This window comes from Sorangium sp. So ce185, from assembly GCF_051526825.1.
GTDB classification, from domain to species: Bacteria; Myxococcota_A; Polyangia; order Polyangiales; family Polyangiaceae; genus Sorangium; species Sorangium cellulosum_D.
This window is the reverse complement of the sequence record NZ_CP150316.1, coordinates 6,897,962-6,915,534: the sequence shown is the minus strand read 5'-3', so window position 1 is coordinate 6,915,534 and position 17,573 is coordinate 6,897,962. Positions and strand designations below refer to the sequence as shown.

14 protein-coding genes are annotated in these 17,573 nt (G+C 68.4%); 10 read left to right on the top strand and 4 right to left on the bottom strand.

All coding sequences use genetic code 11. The annotated features are described in order from the left end of the window. Window positions 1–1,457: 1,457 nt before the first annotated feature. Window positions 1,458–2,084, bottom strand: coding sequence for an HNH endonuclease signature motif containing protein (locus WMF26_RS25105; RefSeq protein ID WP_437994735.1), 627 nt, complete (start codon window positions 2,082–2,084; stop codon window positions 1,458–1,460). A gap of 739 nt (window positions 2,085–2,823) precedes the next feature. Between WMF26_RS25105 and WMF26_RS25100 the strand changes: the two genes are divergently transcribed. The 8 genes from WMF26_RS25100 (at window position 2,824) to WMF26_RS25065 (ending at window position 11,184) form a co-directional block, all read left to right on the top strand. Next, entirely contained in the window at window positions 2,824–2,946 is a 123-nt protein-coding gene (locus tag WMF26_RS25100) for a hypothetical protein (RefSeq protein WP_437994734.1), read from the top strand. A 165-nt stretch (window positions 2,947–3,111) separates the two neighbouring features. Beyond that, window positions 3,112–3,969, top strand: a complete 858-nt coding sequence (locus WMF26_RS25095) for a hypothetical protein (protein ID WP_437994733.1) — start codon at window positions 3,112–3,114, stop codon at window positions 3,967–3,969. An 83-nt stretch (window positions 3,970–4,052) separates the two neighbouring features. Continuing rightward, window positions 4,053–6,752, top strand: coding sequence for a hypothetical protein (locus tag WMF26_RS25090; RefSeq protein WP_437994732.1), 2,700 nt, complete (start codon window positions 4,053–4,055; stop codon window positions 6,750–6,752). A gap of 16 nt (window positions 6,753–6,768) precedes the next feature. Next, window positions 6,769–7,167 carry a hypothetical protein gene (locus WMF26_RS25085; protein WP_437994731.1) on the top strand — a complete coding sequence of 133 codons (399 nt, stop codon included), beginning with the start codon at window positions 6,769–6,771 and terminating at the stop codon, window positions 7,165–7,167. Between the two features lie 270 nt (window positions 7,168–7,437). Next, the gene (locus tag WMF26_RS25080; RefSeq protein WP_437994730.1) at window positions 7,438–9,480 is read left to right on the top strand and encodes a type VI secretion system Vgr family protein; all 2,043 of its coding nucleotides are present in this window, start codon (window positions 7,438–7,440) and stop codon (window positions 9,478–9,480) included. Between the two features lie 9 nt (window positions 9,481–9,489). Next, window positions 9,490–9,840, top strand: coding sequence for a hypothetical protein (locus WMF26_RS25075; RefSeq protein ID WP_437994729.1), 351 nt, complete (start codon window positions 9,490–9,492; stop codon window positions 9,838–9,840). Beyond that, entirely contained in the window at window positions 9,833–10,648 is an 816-nt protein-coding gene (locus WMF26_RS25070) for a hypothetical protein (protein WP_437994728.1), read from the top strand. The genes WMF26_RS25075 and WMF26_RS25070 overlap by 8 nt, the downstream gene beginning before the upstream one ends. A 104-nt stretch (window positions 10,649–10,752) precedes the next feature. Further along, window positions 10,753–11,184, top strand: a complete 432-nt coding sequence (locus tag WMF26_RS25065; protein WP_437994727.1) for a hypothetical protein — start codon at window positions 10,753–10,755, stop codon at window positions 11,182–11,184. A 90-nt stretch (window positions 11,185–11,274) separates the two neighbouring features. On the opposite strand, the gene WMF26_RS25060 is transcribed toward WMF26_RS25065, so the two are convergent. The 3 genes from WMF26_RS25060 to WMF26_RS25050 all read right to left on the bottom strand — a co-directional run bounded on the left by WMF26_RS25060 (window position 11,275) and on the right by WMF26_RS25050 (window position 15,754). After that, on the bottom strand, window positions 11,275–11,880 hold the full coding sequence (locus tag WMF26_RS25060) for a hypothetical protein (protein ID WP_438002369.1): 606 nt from the start codon (window positions 11,878–11,880) through the stop codon (window positions 11,275–11,277). 176 nt (window positions 11,881–12,056) lie between these two features. Beyond that, on the bottom strand, window positions 12,057–14,474 hold the full coding sequence (locus tag WMF26_RS25055; protein WP_438002368.1) for a DUF2169 family type VI secretion system accessory protein: 2,418 nt from the start codon (window positions 14,472–14,474) through the stop codon (window positions 12,057–12,059). 566 nt (window positions 14,475–15,040) lie between these two features. Then, complete coding sequence (locus WMF26_RS25050) at window positions 15,041–15,754, bottom strand: hypothetical protein (protein WP_438002367.1); 714 nt, start codon at window positions 15,752–15,754, stop codon at window positions 15,041–15,043. Between the two features lie 797 nt (window positions 15,755–16,551). Here WMF26_RS25050 and WMF26_RS25045 point away from each other — a divergent pair. Together WMF26_RS25045 and tnpB are read left to right on the top strand one after the other, a co-directional pair. Then, the gene (locus WMF26_RS25045) at window positions 16,552–17,004 is read left to right on the top strand and encodes a helix-turn-helix domain-containing protein (RefSeq protein ID WP_438002366.1); all 453 of its coding nucleotides are present in this window, start codon (window positions 16,552–16,554) and stop codon (window positions 17,002–17,004) included. Window positions 17,005–17,021: 17 nt separating this feature from the next. Beyond that, window positions 17,022–17,345, top strand: a complete 324-nt coding sequence (gene tnpB, locus WMF26_RS25040; protein ID WP_437954403.1) for an IS66 family insertion sequence element accessory protein TnpB — start codon at window positions 17,022–17,024, stop codon at window positions 17,343–17,345. The last annotated feature ends 228 nt before the right edge of the window (window positions 17,346–17,573 follow it).

The following is a 17,573-nucleotide window of genomic DNA, read 5'->3' as shown; positions in this document are numbered from 1 at the left end:
TGGCGAGCCCGCCAACCTGAGGCTCCGGAGGGGGGGCAGGCCGAGCTGGAGCGATGCAGGTGGCGTTCGCGACCTCCAAGGGCTGCCTCTCCGGCGCTCCTGCCCCGAGGGCTGGGCATCCGGACCTGGAGACTCCGACGGTGCCTCCCACCAACCGCCCCGCAAGCTCCGCGAGCTGGTCGAGACCCTTGTGGCTGCCGGTCACCTCGCGATCAGCGAACTGCGCCCCGCATCACGGCGCAGTCTACAGACCGGCGATTCTTTGCACGCCGTCGGCTCGGCGCTGGGGAGCGCTGAGACGCACGCCCGGTCGCACGGTCGCGGAGACCTCCTCAATGGCCCGCTGCACGGCGGCCCAGACTACGCCGGCTTGGTGGCGATCGCGGAGGCTTTGTCCTTCGCTCGTTGTAGCTGAGCTCGTCATTATCAACGAGAAGGGGGAGCCGCTCCGCCGCGTCTCGCTGCGCGACTGCCTTGGGCCTCGCGGCGCTACCCGAGCACACCGGGCCTGGGCGGGTGGTCGCTCCTCAGTCCTCGCGGAGCGAGACACGGACGTGCTCGTGAACGCGGAGCGTGCTTCCTGCCGGTGCGGAAGGCGGACGAGGCCGAGTTCAATCCGGTGCGGTTCAACTACCAATCCCGCGGGCGCCCCCGCGGTACTCGCGCTCGTGCCGATGCGTGAGGGGACCAGCGCGATGATCATCGACAACGCCCGAAACGGCTTCGAGGCCGGTCGCATGTGGGGCCAGCGGCTGTTCTTCAACTACAACGGCGAGCGGTGCAGCCTGGCGGGCAGGCGATGCGCGACCTCGTTGTCGCGGGCGGGGACGCAACGGACGCGGCGCCAGGCGCCGGGAGGGTCGAGCAGCGGGGCGGAATGTCGTCCTCCTGATCCCGATGCCGCTCGTGCAGCCCCCTAAGTCGCCGTCGACGGTGGCGTGTGGGGTCGCGGCGATGTCACTGCCGGGCGCTGTGCCTCGCTGCGCCGGAGCGAGCGGCGTCGAGGAGGCGGTGATAGGACACGGCGAGGTGGATGGGTCCTTCACCGAGGTCGCCGACTTGGCCACCAAGCGCAACGCGCTGCTCTGTGCGCGCGACCGTGCAGTTCAAGGCGACCAGCAACGGCGTGGTCGCGCCCGAGGACATGGCCGAGATCGCTGTGCGGATCGAGCGCGTGTACGCGGTGCTCTGCGTGGGCAGCCTCGCCACCGTGCGCCACCGAGGGACCTTTGGCGGCCGATGGCGTGGGCTGCGCAAGGCGGCAGGAAGCTCGGGCCGCCAGGGTGGCGGGAGGCGCTCTTGTAGCATCACGAGGCGGCGACGAGCCGCTGGCGCGACGAGAGGCTGGCCGAGATGTGGGGCTGTTAGGGCGCTCGTTCCCTGCGGGTTGGGAGGAGGAGATGCGGAACGCGATCGTGAGAGCGTCGGGCTGAGGTGCCGCGTCTGCGGTCGCGCGCCTAGGGACCGTACCGCCGCCAGCCGCCTCTTCGTCGCCTCCGCGGTGCATCCGCCCGCTGAGCTACCTCGGGTAGATGCCGCCAGGTCTTGCCCTGGTCGATGTTGCGGATGCTCTTCGGATCAACGCCGAAGCTGAAGGCGATCACCCGCGGGCTCACGCCCTTGTCGAGAGACGCGCAGATGCTCCGGACCTGCTCCTCGTTGAGCTGAGCCCGCGGGTTGCTGACCCCGGAGGCGCCTCGCTGCGGCGGGGCCGGAGGAAGAGCCTCGCGCTCGATCTTCTCGAGCCGCGACGCGTCCGCGTCGGGCCGCTTCGGCTTCGTCCCCTCGTACAGGTGCTGCGGGTTGACGCACGACTTCTTGCCGCAGGAGTGCAAAACCATCCCGGATGGCGGGCGTCCGTGCTCCAGCTCGAACATGTGCCGGTGAGCCACGACGAGGCGGCGTCCAAGCCGGAACACGCCGTAGCCCCGATCGTTCACCGCGCCCAGCCAGTACCAGCACTTGTCGTCGTCGCTCCTGGAGATGAGGTCGCGGAACCTCGCCGAGGATGAGGCAAGCTCACCGGGAGCGCCGGAACCCGATGGCTGAGTGTCGTGGCTGGGCTTCTTATTGGTCACGGTCATCCTGCGGAAGCTCAACTGCCGCCGGCAGTCCTATCGGCCGCTCGGCAGCACCACCACTACAACAAGATCCTGCCCCAATCATCTCCAGCGCAATCATCTCCAGCGGTGAGCCGAGGGAGGGGAGGTGACCCTCGGACGACGAATGCGCCAGGGCTTGGGGCCCAAGGGCTGGTGGGTCGTTCGCCTTCAGATTTTTCTGTTGGGAGTCTGTGTTGAGTGTATATTTATATGTAAAGTCCATGGTTTATGGTGTGTCTTCAGACTTCATTCTATCTACTCAACATCGTGTCCTAATTACAGAAAAGCACAGCGGAACCTTCGGACCTCGGCATCCATGAGCACGTCCACTCCATGACGTTGGTATCCGCGCTGGCCTCTGGGCATGAAGAGCGCCTGGCGGCAATCTATCCAGACGAGCAAGCTCAGGCGAACGGTCGAGCGTCACACGAGGTCGTTCGCCAGTAGTGTAAGCTGGCGCTAGTTTCTCCAGCAGTAGGCGAGGAAGTGCCGCTGGGGCACGCCCTTGGCGCTCTCGTCGCCGTTCCGGGCCCATGACCACCAAGACCTTGACGACGCGCAGGTGGAGACGGCTGGAGCAGCTCCGCCGCTCGGTTCTCGATGTGGTCGCTCGCTGGGAAGCATGGCCGGCGCATCCTCTCACTGCACGAGCTCGCTCCCCTAGTCGGCAATACGACGCGGCCATGCGCCTGGTTGCGGGGGCTGGCGCAGGCTCGCTCCGGTGGCTCGTGCCGCGGCGCCCGAGAGCTCGCACCTCATCGTCGGTGCCCGGCTCAGCACTTACGCGCAGGCGCGCGGCTGGGCGGTCGAGGAGGCCGGCAACCACGGCGCGTACCGAGCGTGACGGCAGAGGGGGGGAGGTCTGCCACAAGTACGCCGAGTGTAACGCGAAGGTCATGCCGGGAATGTCGAGCCCGCCAACCCCGACGGGACGGGCGCGCGTCCGTTCCCTTGCCGCTGACGCGCCGGTCGCGCCGCGGCTGCGCGCAGTGATAGGAGAAGGGTCTGCATGCCGAACCGCAGCCGAGCAACACGGGCGGCGACGAGCTCTGGCGCGGGTGCTTCAGCTCGCGCCGGCGCAGCTGCCAAAGGCAAAAACGATCCGTTCTACCTGCGCTCGATCAGCCCGCGCACCTACAACGCGTTCCATGCGCTCTACCAGGCGCTCCGCAACGCCGCGGACGGCAACGCGATCGCGATGGAGCAGCGAGCAGCGCGCCAGCAAGTCGGCGATGACCCCGAGCTGCTCATCGAGCGCATGAAGCAGCTCCAGCGAGCAGCTCGGGTCGTGAACGCTCTGCGCGTTGCACTCGAGCAGGGACCGGAGGTGTCGCTCGACGCGCCCTTCCGCTGGGCGCAGACGATCACCGGCGCCAGTCCACCCGTCCATCCGAAGCGAAAACTCGCTCCGCAGAAGGACTTTCTGCTCCAGGAAGTCACGCAGCGCATCCTCGCGCTCGCGCAGAAAGCGGAGCCACGGCTTGGGCAGGAGGTGCCGCTTCAGGACGCAGCGCGTGTCCTCGCCGAGCAGGCGACCCGACTCAAGAAGAGTCGCGGCTTGGAGCACTCGGCGGCCACAGATCGGCGCCCCCGAGGTCCCATCGAAGAGCTCGCCTGGGCCATCGCCCGGCTGCCGATCGATGGGCGCGCTCAGCCCGCGCTGGATGCGCTTCGGCAGGGTTCCCTCGCGTCGCGGGCTGCTCAGGTCACTCAAGCACTCGTGAACCTTGGCCCGAGCACCTGGGAAGATCCCGCGCTGCTCCTGGAACACAGCTTCCGCGCAATGGGCATGCCAGAGAACGAGGCCCGCTCATTCTTCAGTTACTTGGAAAAGCGGGTGAAGCGGCAGAAGCAGGACGACGAGTAGCACCGTCAAGCTCGTGGGGACCACGCGCGTAGGTCCCCGGCACCTGGCGGGAGATGGCGCCCGTGCGGCATCGTGCGCTCCCTATGAGCGACGCCAACTTTACGGACACTGAGCACGGTCAACCGCCGCCGCCTTCGCGCGCTCAGGCATCGGAGGCTGCCTCCGAGCAGCCCTCGCCGACGAACCCGTCGACGAGCGCGGGCTCGGCGAAGAACAAGATCGCCTGGCAGGTCAACGAGCTCCTCGAGCTTGCGGCGGGGGCCGAGCTGTTCCGTTCGCCTGACGGGGTTGCCTTCGCGACGCTCAAAATCAACGGCCACCGCGAGACGTGGCGCCTCGAGAGTCGAGGGTTTTCGGACTGGCTCAAGCGTGAGTTCTACCGCCGGCATCAGAGCGTCCCCGGCGCGCAGACGCTGCGGGACGCCTTGGCTATGTTTGAGGCACGCGCCCGGTACGAGGGGGCCGAGGAGCCGGTGTACCTGCGCGTCGCCGAGAAGAACGGCGTCGTGTACCTTGACCTTGGCGACAAGGATTGGCGCGCTGCCGAGATCACGCCCCGGGGCTGGAGCGTCGTCGCGGAGCCGCCGGTGAAGTTCCGGCGGACCCGCGGCATGCAGGCCCTTCCGGAGCCGGTGCGCGGCGGGCGCATCGACGACCTTCGCCGCTTCGTGAACGTTGACAGCGATGACGCCTTCCACCTGCTCGTCGCCTGGCTCGTGGGCGCGCTCCGCCCGACGGGGCCCTTCGCCGTCCTTGCCCTCCAGGGCGAGCAGGGCAGCGCGAAGTCGACGACGGCACGTCTGCTCCGCCGGCTGATCGATCCCTCCACGGCACCGACGCGGCGCATGCCCCGCGACGGGCGCGACCTGATGATCGCGGCGCAGAACGCGTGGATGCTGTCGTTCGACAACCTGTCCGGCCTGCCCGTGTGGCTCTCGGATGCGCTGTGCAGCCTCTCGACCGGCGGCGGGTTCTCCACCCGCGCGCTGCGCACCGATGACGACGAGGTGATCGTCAGCGCGACCCGGCCGCTTCTTTTGAACGGCATCGCCGGGATCACCGAGCGTCCGGATCTCGCCGATCGCGCCGTGACCGTGTCGTTGCCCGCGATCCCCGACGACAGACGGCAGGACGAGGCCACGCTCAGGACCGCCTTCGACGAGGCCGCGCCGCGCATCCTCGGTGCCCTGCTCGACGGCGTGAGCGCCGCCCTCCGGAACATCGGGACCGTCACCCTACCGACCAAGCCTCGGATGGCCGACTTCGCGCTGTGGGTGACCGCCGCCGAGGAGGGATTCAGCTGGGCGCCGGGGACCTTCATGGCGGCGTACACCCGCAACCGGGCCGAGACCGTCGAGGTCACGCTCGAGACCGACATGGTCGCGGTCGCCGTGCGCGAGCTCTTCGCTCGACGCCGAGGCGGCATCTGGGAGGGCAGCGCGACGGCCCTGCACGCGGAGCTGCACAGCCTCTTGCCCGAGAACGTGCTTCGTTCAGGAGACTGGCCCAAGGCTCCCAACACGCTGACGAACAGGCTGAGGAGGATTGCGCCCGTACTTCGCGAAGCCGGCGTCGTGTACGAGGACATGGCTCGCAGCGGCAAGGCGGGTAGCCGCGGCCTCCGCCTTCGCGATGCAGGAGCGCAGATGACCGTCAGCACCGTCAGCGAGCCTGCGACGATGAGCGAGGAGGCTCCGCAAGCGCGGGCCTCGTCCGTGGTGGCCGGTGAGGCTGACGGTCTCCTCCGATCCGTCGCCGGTCGCGAGGCCGATGATCGTCTGCTCGCGGCGACGGCCGAGATGGCCGATTCCAGCGGAAAGACGGGCCGCGCTGACGATGCTGACGGTGCTGACGATCCTTCTGCAGGCATCGTCGACGCAGCAACCGAGGACACGCGGCTCCGCGACATGCGGATCCATCGCGATGCGTCGAACCTGCCTGCCCTCGCGGCGGCGATCCGGGCGTCCGAGAAGGTCGGCCTGCGCGTGGCCGCGACCGGCCACGGTATGCGGCGGGATCAGGCGTGTTCGGTTGCGGTCGCCTTGCCGAGCGGCGAGATCCACGTCGTCGACTTGCGCGTGCCGCACGATGTCACGCCGGTCATCGAGGCGCTCTGTGAGGTGCTCGTCGTGGGCCACAACCTGAAGCCCGACCTCGCGCACATCGCCAACGAGTTCAAGCTGAGGCCCCGCATGATCTTCGACACGAAGGTGGCATGCGAGCTGCTTGACGCGGGCGTACACGGCGAGGACGCGTCGTTCTTCGACCTGGCCCACGCCTGCGGAAGAATCCTCGGCGCCCAGCTCCCGTCCGGCCGCTCGCAGATGGAGCCCATCGAGCGGCTCTCGGATGAGAGCGCCAGCCAGCTTTCCGCCGAGGTCGGGCCGCTGCTCGCGCTGGAGGAGGCCGTGGGGGCCCAGCTCCGGCGCGACGGGCTCGACAGGTTCGCCGAGTTCGCGAACGAGCTGCTCTTGGCGGAGCTCTCGATCAAGTTCGGCGATCGGACGGCCGGTTACACCCTACGGCAGGAGGTCTCGAAGGTGTGGGCCGCGAGGCTCGGCACGGTTCAGAACGAGGTCTGCTCGAGGCTCGGCGTCGATGATGCGGATGATGATGCCGAGGTCCTCAAGAAGCTCCACACCTTGCGCGTCCCGGTCGAGCGCGTCGAGATTAAGGAACTCGTCCCGTTTCTGCACATCCAGGAGGTCGGATGTCTCGTCCGCTACCGCCACCTGCGGGACTTCGCTGTCTGTATTAGCGGGCGTGGTCAGGCCAGCCCCTGACGTACCACCGAGATGCGTGACCTCGACCTCGACGGCCCGGATGCTCAGCATCGGCACGACCACGCTCCGGCGGATCGAGGGCACGCTCTTCGAGCCCGCCCCTCGCCAGGGGAGCCGGAAGATGCGGGTGTTCACGCCCGAGCAGGTCGACGTCCTTCGAATTGCGCTTCGGGAGCAGAGTCGGCTGGATCACAAGCCAGAGCTCGTCGGGCTCGAAGAGCTAGCGCATCGGGCGGCGTGCTCCATGCAGACGATCCGCAGGCGCCTCGGAACGGAGCTCCCTGCTGGTCGGAAGCTCTCCCAGGGGCCCCGCGCCAAGTGGGGCTTCACGCCGAGGGAGGCGAGCAAGATCGTGGCGTGGGTGAAGCGGCATGTCCGACGGAGGCGGCGTTGGGCCACAGGCCCTCGGGATTAGATCACGGGGGCACGCTGGACGACGCGGATCTCGCTCTTCGGAGCTGTGCCGAGCCTGATCGGGACGCAACCGGGAGCCCTCCCGGGTCGACCCAACAAATAGGCGTTTGCGGAAATTTCTTGACAGGTCGGAATGGCTTTGCGTGGGCTGTCCTCTGCGGCATCACGCCCGTCTGGCAATCGGCGGGCGTTTCCTCCTCCCCAGACGCTCCCTCGCCGCCTGGACCGCCGCCGGCCGGCTCGTGTAGCATCGCTCCCGCGCTGGAGGGATATGCCTACGTTGGAGCTCAGCTTTGCTTCTGGAGAGGACTCCCTCCGGGTCAGCCGCTTCTCGGTCCACGAGGCGGTCTCGAGCCTCTTCACCGTCTCGGTCTGGGCCCGCTCCCGCAGCCCCTCGCTCGATCTGGAGGCCCTCGTCGGCAAGCCCGCCACCTTCCACGTCGACGGCGGCGTCCGCGGCGACCACCGCGTCGCCCGCACCTGGACCGGCGTTTGCGGCTACATCGAGCAGGTCCACGCCGTCCCGTCGTCGGCCGGCCAGGAGGCCGAGTCCGGCTACTACCTGCGCATCGTCCCGGACCTCTGGCTCCTCACCCACCGCCGCAACTACCGGATTTTCCAGCACCTCAGCATCCCGGACATCACCGACAGGCTCCTCGGCGAGTGGGCGATCCAGCCTGTCTGGAACATCGACCGCGGCGACTACCCCAAGCTCGAGTACAAGGTCCAGTACGGCGAGAGCGACTATGCCTTCCTCTGTCGCCTCTGGGAGGAAGCCGGCATCGCCTTCACATTCCCTGACGCCGACCCGGCCGGGCCCCGGCTCACCCTCAGCGACAAGCTCGACCGCAATCCCCTCCGCGCCGGCGATCCCCTCCCTTACGTCGACAACCCCAGCCAGACGCCCGACAAGGAGTTCGTCTCCAACGTCCGCCTCTCTCGCGAGGTCCGCCCGGGCGCCGCCACCTTCCGCGATTACGACTTCCGCAACCCCGGCTTCCCCCTGTTCGGCAACGCTCCCAAGGCCCCTGCCCCCGAGGACAGCTACGAGCAGTACCACTACAGGCCCGGCGCCTTCTTGATCGAGACCGGAAAAGGCGGCCGCACGCCCGCGGCCGACGACAAGGGCGTCGCCCGCCACGATCAGCCGTTCGGCGACGCCCGCGCTGCCCGCGCCCTCGGCGGCGACCGCCTCGGCCGCCGCGCCGTCGCCTTCGACACGAACGCCATCGACCTCTGGCCCGGCGTCGTCGTGTCCATGGAGCACCACCCGCACGCCGAGCTCGCCGAGGGCACGCGCCTCCTCATCACCGAGTTCACCGTGGATGGCGCTCCCGGCGAGGAGTGGCCCATGTCCGCGCAGGCCGTGTTCACGGACGTTGTCTACCGCCCTGCGCAGCGCACCCCGAAGCCCACCGTCGAGGGCATCCAGAGCGCCACCGTCGTCGGGCCCCAGGGCACGGAGATCCACACCGACGAGTTCGGCCGCGTCCGCGTCCAGTTCCCCTGGGATCGCGAGGGTCGGGGCGACGACAACAGCTCCTGCTGGATCCGCGTCCACCAGGGCTGGGGCGGCGCCGGCTGGGGCATGATCACGGTCCCGCGCATCGGTCAGGAGGTGCTGGTGAGCTTCCTCCAGGGCAATCCGGACCAACCTGTGGTCATCGGCCGGGCCTACAACGCCGTCGAGCAGGTGCCTTACAAGCTGCCCGAGCACAGGACCCGCAGCACCTGGAAGAGCGATTCCTCGCCCGGCTCGGGCGGCTTCAACGAGATCATGTTCGAGGATCGCAAGGGCGCGGAGCTCGTCTGGCAGCAGGCCGAGAAGGACCGCAGGCGCCTGGTCAAGAACGACGAGCGAGCGACCGTGGTCCACGACCGGCAGAAGCTCGTCAAGAACGACGAGAGCGAGGAAACCGGCGGCTCCCGCCAGCGCTGGGTGGGAAAGGAGGAGGACCTCGTCACGAAGGCGCACCGGCGCGAGCGGATCGAGGGCGATGACCATCTCGAGGTGCGCGGCAGCCGGCGCGAGGTGATCGCCGGGAAGCAGTCGCTGACCGTGGTGCAGGATCGGCAGGATGAGGTCGGGGGCCGCTACGCGGTCCGGGCGGAGAAAGCGATGCACCACGTCGGCGGGGAGGCGTACGTCGGCGAGGGGGCAGAGGAGGTGACGCTCCGCGGCCCCGGGGGGTTCATCCGGATCGATGGGAGCGGCGTTACCATCAAGGGGACGCTGGTGAAGATCAACGTCAGCGGCTCCCCGGGGAAGGGCAAGGGTGCGAAGCCGGAGCCGCCCGATGAGCTGAAGGGCTGACCACCCGCCATGTTGATCCGAAAATCACAGATCCTGACATTCGCTGAAGAGATCAAGCGCAGCTTCGAGGAGAGCCTCACGCACCGCTTGCTCCGATCCCGCCGGCAGCACAGGTTCACCCGCCTCGACGACGCGCTGCCGTTCGTCCAGGGCGAGATACAGCGCGCGCTACTCCACGGGATCACCTCCGAAGAGGCGCTCGAGAAATACGTCACTGCGTCGTGGTTGGTGGGCGCGCCGATCGATCAGCACAGCGAGCGGCTGCGACGCCTGCTCGGCGACCGGGACCTGGCCCAGTATTATCGCGCCGTGAGCGCGCTGGAGTACGCCGAACAATGGTCGGAAGCGTCCGATGCTTGATTACGGCAGCACCATCGAGCCCTGCCTCAAGCGCGAGTACGTGATCGTCGTGGGCGCCGAGGATTACTACGATAGGCCGGGCAACAAGATGATGTTCATGGCGCACGCCGTGCGTTATGTGAGGATTTATGGCTCCAGGTTCGACATCACGACGGTGCTCTATTTTCGTGGTGGTCCCGGTGTACATACCGACAGGCAGGTTGCGGCGCTTACGGCCTCGGTAAGAAAATACAAAGGCACCGCAAGATCAGTGCGCAGCTGGCGCGATGTTGCCTCCCACATCAACACGCGGACCGTGAACGGATGCCAGAAGAGGGTTCAGGTCCTGATCTTCTTCGCGCACGGCCAGCCAGGCAGGATATGGCTGTCTGCCGATGAGGGAATCTTCTTGACGGCTGGCGATCTCGGGAGGGTGGACGCCGGATCGTTCACGCCGAAGAGGGACAGAAACTCGAGATACACCTTCCGTCATGTGACGTCCTGGGCATGCCAGACCGGGAACGCTGGACAGCGGGGGAGCGCGGAGCAGAACCTGAAGAACAGCCTGGCGCAGAAGATGGCGGACTTCTGGGACATCCAAGCTCGCGCCTCCATCACCCGGACCACTTACGCGGGCACCTGGGCTGGGTGGCGCCCCTGGGACAGGAACACGGACCGGAGGAACATCGACAATGCCGTGTGGGAGGATGACGGCGCGGACGGGAGCGTCGAGTCTGGGAGCGGCAGCGACCAGGGTAACATGCCGACGGGGATGTACTTGCTCAACCCGGGGCAACGCTCGGGTTATCGTACCGAAGACCTCGACTGAGCATGTCACGCCGCAGGAAGCTCTTCCTCTCGGTGTCCGCAGCCTCGGCCCTGGTCGCGCTCGGTCTTGTCCTGGCAAAAGAACTGGCGAGTGAGGATCATCGAATGGAATCACAAGACGCCGGCGGATACCGCTGGAAGGCCTACCGCTCGTCGGTCCTGGAGCAGCTGTCCCGGGACGTGCGCCCGGACAATAGCGCGCACTCGCTCATGGCGCTGGACATCACGCTCCGGCCGCAGCATCAGGACGCGAAGCTCCAGGGATCCAAGCTCCTCATCAAGGCGATGGATGCCGAAGGAGAGACCCTCCTCTACCATGGCCCCTACAGAGAAAGGCTCGTCCTCGATCCCGTCGCGTACACCAGCGCGTCCGCGGGCCTCTTCCTCTGGGCTTTTCACGAGGAGTCCGAGACGTTCCTGAGCTGGAAGAGCCTGAAGAGCTGGCCCGTCTTCGTGGGCAAGCCCTTGACGATCTCGCTCTACGACAGCCACCGCGACGACGTCGAAGGGTGGTTCAGCATCTCGTACGGAGACTGATGCCCGCGGCTGCCTGGCGCCGCGGCGGGTGAGCGCCACGCGCTCCAGCGGCGCGGGCCCGAGGTCGGCTGCAGGGCGCGGGATCCCCGATCACAGCTTCAGCAGCTCGTTCGTCGCCATCCGGTAGAGGTGCTCGCATCTCCCCCACGCCCAGCGCAGGCTCTCGCGCAGCTGCTGGATCTCCGCCTCGACGCGGGCGCGCTCGCCCTGATCCCCCTGATACTGGGCCAGCAGCCGCTCCAGCGCCCCCGGGTCCTCCGCGGCTTCCGTCATGTGCAGGAAGGCGCGGCGGACCCGGGCGATGTCGGGCAGCAGCGTGTGCTCGTCGAGGTAGGAGCCGGTGAGGGCCAGCTTCCGGAAGAACGCCAGGGTCGCCTGCTCGAACTCCTGGGCATGCCCCGAGTAGGCCGGGCCATTGACGTCTCCGCCTTCGAACGTGACCGTCTGGAGGCGCTCGCGGATTCCCACGAGCTCCGGGCTCTCCTTGAACCCGTTCAGCGCGGCCAGCGTTCGCGGCATGTGCCTCGCCATCCACTCCTGGCGCACGGCCGGCGCGTCCCGGCTGAGCCTCTCACGCTCGGCGGGGTCGATCTTCCGGATCACCTCGCCGAAGTACACGCGGAGACCGGCGTCGAACGCCTTCGTCAGCTTGGCGACGACGTTGTTGAACACATGATCGCCCTTGCGCGCTGCCATGCTGTCTTCCTCGATGCTGGCCTGGGCTCGCCGGCGTGTCGCTGCCGCATGTGCAGATTACCCGGCGCCTCGCCGCCGCGTCAACGCGGCGCGCCCGCCGGCCGCCCGCGCGCCGTCGCCCGCCCCGGCGACTCCAAGCCGAGGCAAGATGCCCACGCGCCGCGGGGCGCGATCGGTCAGCGCCGCCGGAGGGACGGTGTCGTGCGAGCCAGCGCCAGCACACGCAGGGCGGCGGGGTGGCTCTCGTGCTGATCCGCCTGCCCCTGCAGCTCGGCTATGAGACGCGCCTTGAAGCGCGCATACATCGGCAAGGCGTCGGCCAGGTCCTCCGGCAGGTAGGCGGGCACGAGCTCCTGCGAGCCCGCGGGCTGGAGCAGGGCGCGCACGTGCTTGCCGCCGAAGATCTTGCGGCGCTGATAGCTGCGCTGCTCGAGCAGCGCGCGCTCGGTCTGGGTGTCCAGGGTCGTGTGCGGGACAGGGCGCTTGCCCTGCGTCCAGGCCTCGCGGATGCGCGCGGTCAGGCCCTCGGCGGCGACGGGGACGCTCTGCAGCTCGGGGAGCTTGAGAATCTCCTGCGCGCTCGCGATGGCGCCTTTGAGGCCCTCGTCGTTGCCCTGGAAGAGGGTGGCGACGGCGACGGTGGTCTTCAGGGTCTCGATCTCGGCGAAGGGGAAGAGCAGGTCGCCCGCGAGGAGGCGGAGGGGAGGAACGAACTTGCCGTCGTCGCGCTCGGCGGCTTCGAGGGCCTCGCGCAGGCCCCCGGCGTCGGTGGCCGAGGCGTGGGCGAGGATCTCGAAGACCTCGCGGCGATCCTCGATCTGCATGGGGTCGTCGGCGAGGACGGCGTCGTCGAGGTCCTTGTCGAGCGGCTTGTTCTCGAGCTGCTTGATGAGGGCGCGCCACGGGGGTTGACGGCGGAAGCGGGGGAGGCTGTCGGGATCGAACCAGATCAGCTCGATGCGCTCTCGGGCTTCGTCGGTGGGCTGAGCGCCAGGGCGGACCGCGGGGGCCGAGACAGGGCCGGCAGCGGGCTGATCGCGGGGAGGCGTCCGGGGGACGTCGGCCACGGCGGCGGCGCTCGAGGCGCCGAGGACGACGGGAGGCGCTGCGGCGGCGCCGAGGGAGGAGGCGGCGGCTTCCATGGCCGCTTCGCCGAAGGTGCGCGGGGCTGCGGGGCGCACCTGCAGGGGCGCGACCGGCGGTGGGGGCGGTGGAGGAGCAGCGTCGACCAGCCGAGGTGGTACCACCGGCGGCGGCGGAGGGGCCATGTCCGCCAGCCGAGGTGGAGGCGCCGCCAGGGAGGGAGGGGCCATGTCGACCAGCCGCGGTGGTGCCAACGGCGGCGGCGGAAGGGCCATGTCCGCCAGCCGAGGTGGTGCCACCGGCGGCGGAGCGACGGCCGGGGGCGCCGCAGGGGCGAAGGGGGTGCCCTCGCGGCGCTGGGCAGGGGCGGCTGAAGCAGGCGGCGCGGGCGGCGCGGGCGAGGGACCTCCAAAGGGCAGGATCGGGCGGCCGGGCTGTTTCAGGGGCACAAGGAGGGTGCCGGTTGCGACCTGCTCCTCCGCCGCCTCGTCGAGGACCTCGATGGTGCCCGTCAGATCCAGGGGGCGGCGGGCGTCGTCCGCGAGGGAGAACTCCTCCCCCGAGGAGCCCGGCGCGGCAGCGAGGCGCTCGAGCTCCGACCAGCCGAGGGGCTGGCCAGGCTCCTCCAGGGCGACGAGCACGCGGCCCTCTTCCTGAGGGTGATCGAGGGGGATCTGGCCGCGCCACGTCAAGGTGCACAACCCGCGCGCGGTGTCGATCCAGAGGAGATCGGCGCGCAGCGGGACGGGCTGAGGGAGCCTGCCAGGGCGCTGGACGAAGGCGCGGGGGTGATGGCCGGAGAGGCTGGTGACGAGGTGCGGGTGCTCGGGATGGAGGTTGTCGAGGACCAGGCGCTCGTCGGCGCGGATCTGCTGGGTCTGCTGGTCGCGCGGGGCGACGTTGAAATAGGTGGCGTCGAGGTCGGGGGGGAGAGGCTGGTGGATCCAGTCGCGATCGGACCAGGTGGGGGCATATCGGCCGAGCCGCTGGCGACGGGTGGGCCAGGCGGGGGAGATCGGACCGAAGCCGATGGGCTCGATGGAGTCCTCCGGATAAGCCACCAGCATGCCGGGCGGCTGGAGGTTCGGGAGGGCGCGTCGACCGCGGGAGTCGCGCTGCTCCGCGGAGATGCCGAGCGGGTTCGACGTATCCGGGCCGCCGGCGGCGCGCTCCCAGAGCAGCGGCATGCGGCTGAAGGGGGAGCCCTCCTGCAGGACGCCCTCCTGCGTGAACCAGCGAGGGCCATGGACCTCGACGGCCTTGTCGATGTCGACCACGAGGAGGCGCGCGACCACGGAACGGACAGGCTGGCCGGAAGGGGCGTACGCCTCGCCGACCAAGACCACGTCGGCGCGGGGGCGGATCGGGACAAGGTCCGTGGGAGCGAAGAGGCTCCTGGCCGGGTCGTCGCTCCAGTGGCGATCCACCGGGTGGAAGGGCTCCTGCTCGGGAGCGAGCGGGGACTGGCCTGGACGGAGCGTGAACGTGGCCTTGCAAGCGAAGGTGAACATCCACGCGCCTGGGCGCGGCTGCCAGAGGAGGGAGCCCGCCGGGAGGGGAGATGTGGAGCGTGGGACGACACCGAGGGAGATGAGCTCCATGCAGCCGAGCATACACGGAGCCGCCACGCTCCGGCCAAGGGTGCGCTGACGCGGTGCGGCGGTGCGGCGGTGCGGCGGTGCGCCCCTGGCTGCTGGGTCGTGGCCGATCTGGAGCCGCCCGTCATGCGGGGGCCAAAGTCGATCGGCACCCCACGATCGCCGCCCCGAGGGCGCCCCGCGCCGCCCTGGCTCGGGGCGCCCCGATCCCCTACCCTTCCGGCGCTCGGCCCGCTCGGCCCTCGTCGCCGTCGATTCCTCCTTCGTCGCGATGGGAACAGGTAACCGGCGACGCTCGGACGGTCACGATGCCCTTGGCCGGACGCTTACGCCGCTTTGAACTCGGGCGTGAACGCGCTCCTCTTTCTCCGTCCCATCCCTGCCTCCTGGTGCCGTCGGGGGTGTCCACGGAAGCGGGGGAGGACCACCCGAACGTGCGGACCCGCGTGAGGACACTGCCGGGCTGGAATGGCAGTGCGTCATTTTCGACAAGTCGTCCTGATATACTCCGCGATGGAATCGGACATACGCTCAAAAGGCGACGGCGTCCCTTCAAAAAACATCCTTCTTGCCTCACCGTGATGCAAATTCCTCAGCACATTGACATCCACTGAGCTGGCTCCACTCAAATCCCACGGCGCACCCGCACCAGCAACACCGTCGGACCCATCTTTAAGATCGGACCTGGCAGAGATATTGATCCACTCAAAGGGCCCCGAATGTTGTGGCGTGCGCGCCTCGTAAACTCTGTAGAGATTTATCCCGCTCACGGGATCAAGTGTCACTAGCATCACAACGTTGAAACCCTTCCTGAGAAGGTGTAAGACTACGTGGACGCCATTTGTGGCGCCTAGGCTATGGCCGATGACATAAACGGCCGTGTCTCTTGTGGGGATCCTGCTCTCCACGACGGTTCCGATCTGCGCATCTGGAGTAAAAACATCCTCGCGGTCCTCTGGATGAAAGTCCTCATATCCATGATAGTACGATTGATAGTCGTGATTTGCGACAATATCGCGCAGTCTAGCATCGGACTCATTCTTGACATACCCCATGATGTGGGTCGGGCCAAAGACTCTCGGGGCGAATCTGAGCGCCTTGAATTTGACTGCGTCCGCAGCGCCGCCAATAAAAAATGCCCTAATGTGTACGGGGCATGACTGAACTGTGTCATCGCCCAGTCTTTGCTTCATGGCGTCATGCTGTTGACCCGTGATTCGTAGGCCCGGGCGCAACGGACCATTGGTGCTACGCGGCCGGGGCGGGGGGAGCGGTGGCTTCGGGTCGTTGGGCATGGCCGTCATGACACCGTACCGCGCCATGGATCGCCAGCGGGGCGATCGTTCAGCGCCTCCACCGGAGGCCGGAGGAGATCCTCGCCAGTGAGGCGCTGGACGGGGGGACGCGTCGTACCTCGTCCCCGATCCGTAGAGGACACTGGCGCCGTTCGCGCCTCTAGCGAGGCCGGGCAGCCGGAGGACGAGGGTAGCCCAGCCGCGGGCCCGGCCGCGGCCGATCACCCTCTGGTCACCTTCGCCGAGGCCGGCGCCGCAACCGAGGTGGAGCGCCTCGCCGCCTTGGGGCGCCCTGTAGGCGGCGACCGCCACGAAGTGGGCGTCCGGCTGACGGCCGACGAGGAGCCCGCGGTAGCGCCCCGCGACGTCGATGGCCTCGGCCGGGAGTACTCCCGGAGCCAAGCGCGATGGCGGCGGCAGCCCGATGGATCTCCCGCAGTAACCACCCAGCTATCGCCAAGGGCATGGGCCCTTGCGGCTCCCGCCGGAGTCGACGATGGTGGGCGCGGGGCGGCGTCGGCCCACGGCCCGGGGCCGGCGCGCGCTCGGGCGCAGGCGTTCCCGGAAGCACGCCCGTAACCGCCCGACGGACGTCACCTTGCGCCGTCGCGATACCGCGAGCACGCTCGCCGTAGCCGCTCCGCAGACCGCGTCTTTCCCCTGGCCAGCTTCGGTTGCACGGTACGCGACGTCCGATGAGGGTGGTGCCCTCGCCGAGCGAAGAGGAGCGTGCGATGCCAGGAAGCAGGGAGCTGGTGCAGCTGCGTGCGGAGCTGTCGAGGTATCGAGAGCAGAAGAGCCGAGGGAAGTACCCGAGCGAGCTGCGAGAGCGAGCCGAGGCGTACGCCCGGGAGCGTTCCCGGGCGGGGGCGACGCCGACCGAGATCGCCACGGAGCTCGGTGTCCACAAGATGACTGCCGACCGATGGGTGGCTGGCGGTGAGCGCGCAGATGAGGGTGCGTTGCCAGCGACCACCAAGGCGGCTCAGCATGTTCCGTTCCTGCCCGTCGTGGTGCGCCCGGACCGCCGAGAGGCGCCGCCTTTGCGGCTCAACGTCGCATTTACCGATGGGACGCGGATGCAGGTATGTGGGATAGGCGCGCGCGACCTCGTGGAAGCGATCGAAGCGCTGCGGAGGGGGCAGTGACCCCCGCGACAATAGCCGTGTATCTGGCGGTCGGTCCAGTGGACTTGCGTGGCGCGTTCGACCGGCTCGCCGCGATCACCCGGCAGGTGCTGTGCCTGGACCCAGCCAGCGGTGCGCTGTTCTTGTTCCTTAACAAGAGGCGCAATCGGCTGAAGGCACTCTGGTGGGACCGCAACGGGTATACAATTCTGTACAAGCGTCTGTCGAAGGGTGCGTTTGCTCTGCCCTCGTTCACCGAGGCCGACGGCAAGTGCATCGAGCTGTCAGCACAGGACTTCGCGCAACTGCTCGCCGGCCTACCCGTGGAAGAGCTTGCAAGCCGCCGCCGGGTAGTCCACTGAGGCGTCTGCGCCGGCGCTCGTCCACCGCGCTGCCGGCGCCAGCGCGGCCCGATGGCGGCCGGCTCAGCCCGATGCGGAGATGGAGCAGGGCGCGAGTTGCATCATCCCGAAGACCTCGCGAGAGCGCGGCGCCGAGGGCGCACCATGTTTGTCCCGCCTTCCCATCTTCGACGAAAGATTCCCATCAAAAAACAGCGGAAAGCGCCTACGTAAGGTACTTGCCAAGAG

What these genes read in the sequence shown, in the direction of transcription:
- WMF26_RS25105 (WP_437994735.1), bottom strand. Translation starts at nt 2,084, where the DNA reads ATGACCGTGACCAATAAGAAGCCCAGCCACGACACTCAGCCATCGGGT.
- WMF26_RS25095 (WP_437994733.1), top strand. Translation starts at nt 3,112, where the DNA reads ATGCCGAACCGCAGCCGAGCAACACGGGCGGCGACGAGCTCTGGCGCG.
- WMF26_RS25090 (WP_437994732.1), top strand. Translation starts at nt 4,053, where the DNA reads ATGAGCGACGCCAACTTTACGGACACTGAGCACGGTCAACCGCCGCCG.
- WMF26_RS25080 (WP_437994730.1), top strand. Translation starts at nt 7,438, where the DNA reads ATGCCTACGTTGGAGCTCAGCTTTGCTTCTGGAGAGGACTCCCTCCGG.
- WMF26_RS25075 (WP_437994729.1), top strand. Translation starts at nt 9,490, where the DNA reads ATGTTGATCCGAAAATCACAGATCCTGACATTCGCTGAAGAGATCAAG.
- WMF26_RS25070 (WP_437994728.1), top strand. Translation starts at nt 9,833, where the DNA reads ATGCTTGATTACGGCAGCACCATCGAGCCCTGCCTCAAGCGCGAGTAC.
- WMF26_RS25065 (WP_437994727.1), top strand. Translation starts at nt 10,753, where the DNA reads ATGGAATCACAAGACGCCGGCGGATACCGCTGGAAGGCCTACCGCTCG.
- WMF26_RS25060 (WP_438002369.1), bottom strand. Translation starts at nt 11,880, where the DNA reads ATGGCAGCGCGCAAGGGCGATCATGTGTTCAACAACGTCGTCGCCAAG.
- WMF26_RS25055 (WP_438002368.1), bottom strand. Translation starts at nt 14,474, where the DNA reads ATGTTCACCTTCGCTTGCAAGGCCACGTTCACGCTCCGTCCAGGCCAG.
- WMF26_RS25050 (WP_438002367.1), bottom strand. Translation starts at nt 15,754, where the DNA reads ATGAAGCAAAGACTGGGCGATGACACAGTTCAGTCATGCCCCGTACAC.
- WMF26_RS25045 (WP_438002366.1), top strand. Translation starts at nt 16,552, where the DNA reads ATGAGGGTGGTGCCCTCGCCGAGCGAAGAGGAGCGTGCGATGCCAGGA.